The 305-nt window shown below is 43.3% G+C and carries 1 protein-coding gene; it reads right to left on the bottom strand.

What is annotated here, in order from left to right; genetic code table 11:
- A partial coding sequence (locus Q0951_RS17065) for a hypothetical protein (protein WP_299339540.1) occupies positions 1 to 305 on the bottom strand: 305 nt, incomplete at both ends.

Raw genomic sequence — 305 nt, forward strand, 5'->3', positions numbered from 1 at the left:
ATATCATCAATAATCACATTCTGCGGCACAACAATACTATTGCCGTTTCCATCATCGAAGGTCCAGTTGATTACAAAGGTTCCTTGCGAATTATACGTTAGTGGATCACTTGTGGTTCCTGTGAGTGTGCCTGAACAGTTATCGGTTGTGGTTGGTGCGGTGGCTGTGGCTGAACATTCGCCTGTAATATCAGAGAGTGTTGGTATCACTGGATCTGTGATATCATCAATAATCACATTCTGAGGAACCACAATGCTGTTGCCGTTTCCATCATCGAAGGTCCAATTGATTGTGTATGTTCCTTG

It is taken from the genome of uncultured Psychroserpens sp. (genome assembly GCF_947501425.1).
Taxonomy (GTDB): domain Bacteria; phylum Bacteroidota; class Bacteroidia; order Flavobacteriales; family Flavobacteriaceae; genus Psychroserpens.